Here is a 5,685-nt window from a genome sequence, read left to right as displayed (position 1 = left end):
GTGACCGTCGCGGTGAACGCCGCCGGGCACCGTCCGCGGGCCCTGCCCGTGGAGGTCGGTACCACCGGAGTGACGCGGGTCGAGATCGACCTCGACTCCGGCTCCCAGGTCCAGGGCGTCGTACGGGCCCCGCACGGCCCCCTCGCTGATGCCCGGGTGACCCTGGTGGACGCGGCGGGCAACGTGGTCGGCACCGCCACCACCGGCGCGGACGGCGCGTACGCCTTCACCGACCTGAACAGCGGCGAGTACACCGTCATCGCGACGGGCTACCCGCCGGTGGCCACCGCGGTGACCGTCTCCGGCCGCGGCGTCGACGACCACGACATCGAACTCGCCCACCCGGGCGAGTAGTCCGGAGTCCGGCTCGTGGGGGCGCGCTGTGAGCGACAAGCGCCCCCGCGGGCCGGATTTTTTTCGGCCGCCACGGGGATTTATCAAGGATTCAAGGGATTTAGAGGGGAACCACGCGATGGGACTGACCGCACGGATCCGTACGCGAGACGGATGGGCCGTGTCGCACGCGGTCGTCACCGTGACCGACATGACCGGGACACAGGTCCTGCGCGCCGAGGCCGACACGGAGGGCGCCGTCCGGGACACGACCGAGCTGGCGCCCGGCGCCTACACCGTGATCGTCACCGCGGTCGGGTACGCGCCCGCCGCCTCCAGCGCGATCGTCACCGCGAGCGGGCGGGCCGAGGTCGGCACCGTGACGCTCGCCCGGCAGGGCGGCACCGAACTGCCGCCGCCCGGGCCGTGGACCATCGACCCGGCGCACTCCTCGGTGGGCGCCGTCGCGCAGCACCTGGGGATCTCCAGCGTGCACGGGCGGTTCACGGACTTCGCCGGGCGCATCGAGATCGCCCCGGACGAGGTCGAGAAGTCCCGCGTCGAGGCGGTCATCCGCGCCGGGTCCATCGACACCGGCAACGGCATGCGCGACACCCACCTGAGGTCGGCCGACTTCCTGGACGTCGAGAAGTACCCGGAGATCACCTACCGCTCGACCGGTCTGACGGCCGCGGGCGCGGACCGCTGGACGGTCCACGGCGAGCTGACCCTGCACGGGGTGGTCCGCCCGGTGGATCTGGACCTCGCCTACCTCGGCACCGGCTCCGACCCGTGGGGCGGCACCCGTGCGGCCTTCCGCGCGACCACGGAACTGCGCCGCGAGGACTTCGCGATGAACTACAACCAGATCGTCCAGGCGGGCATCGCCGCCATCGGCACCACGCTCAAGGTGGAGCTGGACATCCAGGCGGTGCAGGGCGAGTCGCTACCGTCCGCGTGACGGCGGACGGCCGTCGCCCGAGACCCGGGACACCAGATCGGTGGCGAGGTCGCGCAGCTTGGTGTTCGTGTCCTGGGAGATCCGGCGCAGGCGCTCCAGGGCGATCCGGGCACTGACCCGTTCCTGCGCCATCAGGATGCCGATCGCCTGGTCGATGACACTGCGGGAGAGCAGCGCGGTGCGCACGTCGGTGGCGTCGGCGCGCTCGCGTTCCACGCGCAGGGCGACGTCGACGGCGTCGGCGGTCCGCGCCGCGAAGGCACGTGCCTGGTCACGGGCCGTGCCGAGCACGCCTGGCTCGACACCGTAGAAGTTCAGTGCGGCGCCGGTGTCGCCCTCGACGGTGAGCGGCACCGCCAGCACGCAGCGCACCCCGACCGACAGCGCGTACCGCGTGTACGCGGGCCAGCGGGTCTCGGCGGCCAGGTCGGGGGCGTACTGCTCGGTCTCCGTCTCGGCGGCCGTGACACAGGGGCCGGTGCCGTTCTCGTACTGGCGCAGGTCCAGGCCGCTGGGCAGGGTTCCGCTGCCCGCCAGAGTCAGCAGGCGGTCGCCGCGGCGGACGGTGATGCTGCAGGCGGCGCAGCCGGGCACGGCCTCGACCGCGCGGTCGGTCAGGTCGCGCAGCAGCGTGTCGAGACCACCGCTGCGCACGATCGCCTGGTCGAGCGGGTAGGGCATCTCGGGTCTCATGTCATGCTTTTGTCCCCGTTTCGTCGATCAACTCCTGGCCGTCATGTGGTGTGGTTCGCATCGACGATGCGGCGGGCGAGGTCCCGCAGCTTGACGTTCTCCCGCTGCGAGGCGCGCACCAGGCTGTCGAACGCCTCCGTGGCGTCCATGTTCAGGCGCTCCATGAGGATGCCGGTGGCCTGGCCGATCAGGTCCCGGGTGTGCATCGCCTCGGTGAGCTGCTCGCGCACGGTCACCGAGTCCAGCGCGAGGCCGACGTGCGCGGTGAACAGCCGGCCGATCCGCGTCGCGGCGTCGTCGAAGGCGTGCGGCTTGCGGGCGTAGACGGTGAGCACGGTCAGGCGTCGCTTGTCGGCGCGCAGCCGCAGCGCGAGCGCCGAGCGCAGGCCCGGGCCGGCCGGCACGGAGCCACCCGCGTCGCTCTCGCTGTCCGCCACGTGCACGACGGGCGCGTGCCACAGGTGGTCCCAGTACGGGGCGCCCTCGCCGTCCGGCTGGAGGTCGTGGGCGGTGCGGACGACCTCGTCGCTCCAGGCGAGCGTACGGAAGTGGTTGCCGCGCTCCGCCTCGGAGATGGTCGCGTGTTCGGCGCCCGGCACCAGGCGCACGGCGAGGCCGACGGCGGTGCTCATCGTGCTGTGGGGGGTGGCCGTGTCGTGCAGCTGCCGAGCCGCGGCGGTCAGCGCTTCGGCCAGCTCGAAACCCCGTGGAAAATCAGGCAGATCAGAAAAGTCGGACGCAGGCACACGAACCTCTTCGGCGTGCACGGCCACACGGCCATGCGCAGGAGAGCTCCGCAGCACATTCCCGACTGCGAGCGCAGGACGGACAGAACTTTATCTCCTTCCTGCGGGGCGATTGACGCCCGGTTGACTCTCGGTGGCCCCCCTTTCGGAGCGGCGCACGACAGTGGTGGAATGAGGCGACAGGTCAGGAAGCGGCCTCCCGGAGCCCGGACGAACCTCTGCCAGGTGAGTGCCATGACCCATGTCCCGAGCCCGTGCCGGGTGCGCGATCTGCCCGGCCGCAGCCTGATCGCCCTGCCCCAGGAGATCGACCTGTCCAACTGCCCCGCGCTGTGCGCCGCCATCACGTCCTTCGCCGGGGCGCGCGCCACCCGGCTCGGCGTGCTGATCCTGGACTTCACCCGCACCGGCTTCATGGACTCCCAGGGCGCCCGTCTCGTCCAGGACGTAAGGGGCCGGCTGCCCGCGCGGGTCGAGGTACGGGTGGTGGCGGCACCGCTCGGCGTCCCGAGCCGCGTCCTGGAACTGACCGGGGTGCGGCGGGACGTGCCCGTGTACGACAGCCTGGCGGAGGCGCTGGAGCCTGAGCGCGACGTGCGGTCGTAGGCACGACAGGGTCAGCCTCGGCACCGCCAGGGACCTCTAGGCTGCGGGCATGGCACCGAACATCGCGACCAACACCGACGTATCACTGGACGAGTTGCTGGACTTCGTACGCCCCCGTCACCGCGCGATCCTGCTGACCCGCCGCGCCGACGGCAGCCCCCAGGGCTCGCCGCTGACCTGCGGCGTCGACGACTCGGGGCGGATCGTCGTCTCCACGTACCCGGAGCGCGCCAAGACCCGCAACGCCAAGCGGGACGAGCGGGTCAGCGTCATCGTGCTCAGCGACGACTGGAACGGGCCCTGGGTCCAGATCGACGGCACGGCCGAGGTCATCGACACACCGGACTCCGTCGAACCGCTCGTCGAGTACTACCGCAACATCGCGGGCGAGCACCCGGACTGGGACGAGTACCGCGAGGCCATGGTCAAGCAGGGCAAGTCGATCATCCGCATCACCCCGGTGCGCTGGGGCCCGGTGGCGACGGGCGGCTTCCCGGCCCGCCTGGTCTCCTCCGAGGACTGAGAGCCCGCGCACAGGCCCTTGGGACAAGGGGACTCCCCTACCCCCGGGCGACCATCGCCTCGATCCCCGCGATGAGCGTCTGAAGCGCGAAGGCGAAGTCCCGCTCGCGCATCTCCTCCACCGTGTCGCCGCCGCGGACCTGCATGAGGTCCGCGGACCGGCGCACGACCTCGCTCGGACGGGGGCTCTCGGTCACCGCGCTCATGGCGTGGCGGACGTACTCGTCCTGGCTCAGCCCTGCCGCGGCGCAGCGCGCGATGAAGTGGCCCTCGATCGTGCCGAAGCCGTACACGAACTGGAAGACCGCCGAGATCGCGCCCATCCGGCCGTGCGCCGGCAGCCCGGTCAGCCGGATCACCCGCTGCACGGCGAGCGAGAAGGCGACCGCGTGCGGGCCGATGTTGAGGAAGGTCCCGGCGAGCGGCGACAGCCAGGGATGGCGCACCAACAGCGCGCGGTACTCGGCGGCGAGGTCCCGCAGCTGGTCGCGCCAGTCGTCGCCGGAGTCGTCGGCCGGCAGCCGCACCTCCCCGAAGGCCGCGTCCAGCGCCAGCTCCAGCAGGTCGTCCTTGGTGTCCACGTACCAGTAGAGGGACATCGCCGTCACGTCGAGCTCGGCGGCGAGCCGCCGCATGGAGAACCTGGCGAGCCCCTCGGCGTCCAGCAGCCGTACGGTCGCCTCGGTGATCCGCTCCCGGTCCAGCCCTGAGGGCTGCCCGCCCCCGCGCCCCCCACGGCGCGCCTTGCCCTCCAGCCAGACGCTGGTCCGCTGGGCTGCCTTCGCCATGGCACACCTTCCAGACGTTCCGCTCGAAGGGCCGACCACCACCTCCCGAGTCTTCCCGCTCCGCCCCGCGCAGCAACGCCGCCGCGACCGAGGTGAGTTGCATGAGACAGAAGGCACAAAAGCGGTGGGCCGGGCGTCGGGTGCCCGGCCCACCGCTCGGTGCTGGAACCGTCAGCTGCTGCTCGAGCCGCCGCTCGTCTTCTGCGTGAGGTCGTAGAAGGTGGCCGAACCGACCGTCACCTTCTTGAAGTTCTGCTGAACCCACGAACTGATCTGCGACGAGGCATTGGAGCCGCCGTTGCCGCCCCCGCCGCCGAAGCCGCCTCCCGAGATGAAGTAGTGGATCCTTCCTTCCGCCACGTACTTCTGGAACTGGGCCGGCGTCGGGGACGGGTCGCTGCCGTTGAACCCGCCGATCGCCATCACCGGGTCGCCGGTGGCGAGCTGGTAGCTGGCGGCGTTCTGCGAACCGATGGACGCGGCCACCCAGGTGTATTCCGTCGCGTCCTTCTCCAGCAGCGCCTTGGCCGCGGAGCCGACGTTCGCCCCGTTGAGCAGGCCGCCGATGCCGCCGCCGGCGCCCATGCCGCCGTCACCCATGCGTCCCCCGCCGGGGAAGCCCTGCCGGCCGTTCCGGCCCTGCGTGGAGCCGTTGCCCTGCTGCTGGTTCTGGCCCGGCACACCGCCGCCCGGGAACCCGCCGGTGCCGTTGCCGCCGCCGGGGAAGCCCTGCTGACCGTTCTGGCCCTGCGTGGAGCCGTTGCCCTGCTGCTGGTTCTGGCCCGGCACACCGCCGCCGAAGCCGCCGCGCACACCGCCGGCGCCCGGGCCGCCGCGACCGCCGAAGCCCATGCTGCTCGCACCCGCCGGACCGGCCGTGACGATCGACCCGGTGTGGCCCTGGTTCACGGTGGTGAGGGTGTACGCCGTCGGACCCGCGAGCGCGGCCACGAAGCCGAGACCCACCGCGGCCAGCGCCAGCTGCCGTCCGAGCCGGGCCACGAAGACGAGCCCCAGGGCGGCGACCAGACCGCCG

The 5,685-nt window shown here is 72.1% G+C and carries 7 protein-coding genes and 1 pseudogene; 4 read left to right on the top strand and 4 right to left on the bottom strand.

Annotation, left to right across the window (positions count from 1 at the left end; translation table 11 throughout):
- Together C3488_RS38975 and C3488_RS38970 are read left to right on the top strand one after the other, a co-directional pair.
- Positions 1 to 354, top strand: a 354-nt coding sequence (locus tag C3488_RS38975; RefSeq protein ID WP_146068022.1) for a carboxypeptidase regulatory-like domain-containing protein, incomplete at its 5' end; no start/stop codon positions are given.
- Between the two features lie 118 nt (positions 355 to 472).
- On the top strand, positions 473 to 1,294 hold the full coding sequence (locus tag C3488_RS38970) for a YceI family protein (RefSeq protein WP_103845552.1): 822 nt from the start codon (positions 473 to 475) through the stop codon (positions 1,292 to 1,294).
- On the opposite strand, the gene C3488_RS38965 is transcribed toward C3488_RS38970, so the two are convergent.
- Both C3488_RS38965 and C3488_RS38960 read right to left on the bottom strand, forming a co-directional pair.
- Entirely contained in the window at positions 1,280 to 1,987 is a 708-nt protein-coding gene (locus tag C3488_RS38965; protein WP_103845551.1) for a GAF and ANTAR domain-containing protein, read from the bottom strand. The genes C3488_RS38970 and C3488_RS38965 overlap by 15 nt on opposite strands.
- Positions 1,988 to 2,028: 41 nt before the next feature.
- Positions 2,029 to 2,619 carry a GAF and ANTAR domain-containing protein gene (locus C3488_RS38960; RefSeq protein ID WP_374955493.1) on the bottom strand — a complete coding sequence of 197 codons (591 nt, stop codon included), beginning with the start codon at positions 2,617 to 2,619 and terminating at the stop codon, positions 2,029 to 2,031.
- Positions 2,620 to 2,967: 348 nt separating this feature from the next.
- Here C3488_RS38960 and C3488_RS38955 point away from each other — a divergent pair, with 348 nt between their 5' ends.
- Positions 2,968 to 3,339: an STAS domain-containing protein gene (locus C3488_RS38955; protein WP_103845550.1), complete on the top strand. Its 372-nt coding sequence runs from the start codon at positions 2,968 to 2,970 to the stop codon at positions 3,337 to 3,339.
- Between the two features lie 49 nt (positions 3,340 to 3,388).
- Positions 3,389 to 3,862, top strand: coding sequence for a PPOX class F420-dependent oxidoreductase (locus C3488_RS38950; RefSeq protein ID WP_103845549.1), 474 nt, complete (start codon positions 3,389 to 3,391; stop codon positions 3,860 to 3,862).
- A 37-nt stretch (positions 3,863 to 3,899) separates the two neighbouring features.
- Here the strand turns inward: C3488_RS38950 and C3488_RS38945 are convergent, their stop codons facing one another.
- Positions 3,900 to 4,649: a TetR/AcrR family transcriptional regulator gene (locus C3488_RS38945; protein ID WP_103845548.1), complete on the bottom strand. Its 750-nt coding sequence runs from the start codon at positions 4,647 to 4,649 to the stop codon at positions 3,900 to 3,902.
- A gap of 171 nt (positions 4,650 to 4,820) precedes the next feature.
- Positions 4,821 to 5,685: pseudogene (locus C3488_RS38940) on the bottom strand (glycosyl transferase); the annotation flags it as partial.

This window comes from Streptomyces sp. Ru72 (assembly GCF_002920635.1).
Taxonomy (GTDB): domain Bacteria; phylum Actinomycetota; class Actinomycetes; order Streptomycetales; family Streptomycetaceae; genus Streptomyces.
This window is presented reverse-complemented; position numbering and strand designations above follow the sequence as displayed.

What these genes read in the sequence shown, in the direction of transcription:
- C3488_RS38965 (WP_103845551.1), bottom strand. Translation starts at nt 1,987, where the DNA reads ATGAGACCCGAGATGCCCTACCCGCTCGACCAGGCGATCGTGCGCAGC.
- C3488_RS38950 (WP_103845549.1), top strand. Translation starts at nt 3,389, where the DNA reads ATGGCACCGAACATCGCGACCAACACCGACGTATCACTGGACGAGTTG.
- C3488_RS38945 (WP_103845548.1), bottom strand. Translation starts at nt 4,649, where the DNA reads ATGGCGAAGGCAGCCCAGCGGACCAGCGTCTGGCTGGAGGGCAAGGCG.
- C3488_RS38960 (WP_374955493.1), bottom strand. Translation starts at nt 2,619, where the DNA reads ATGAGCACCGCCGTCGGCCTCGCCGTGCGCCTGGTGCCGGGCGCCGAA.
- C3488_RS38955 (WP_103845550.1), top strand. Translation starts at nt 2,968, where the DNA reads ATGACCCATGTCCCGAGCCCGTGCCGGGTGCGCGATCTGCCCGGCCGC.
- C3488_RS38970 (WP_103845552.1), top strand. Translation starts at nt 473, where the DNA reads ATGGGACTGACCGCACGGATCCGTACGCGAGACGGATGGGCCGTGTCG.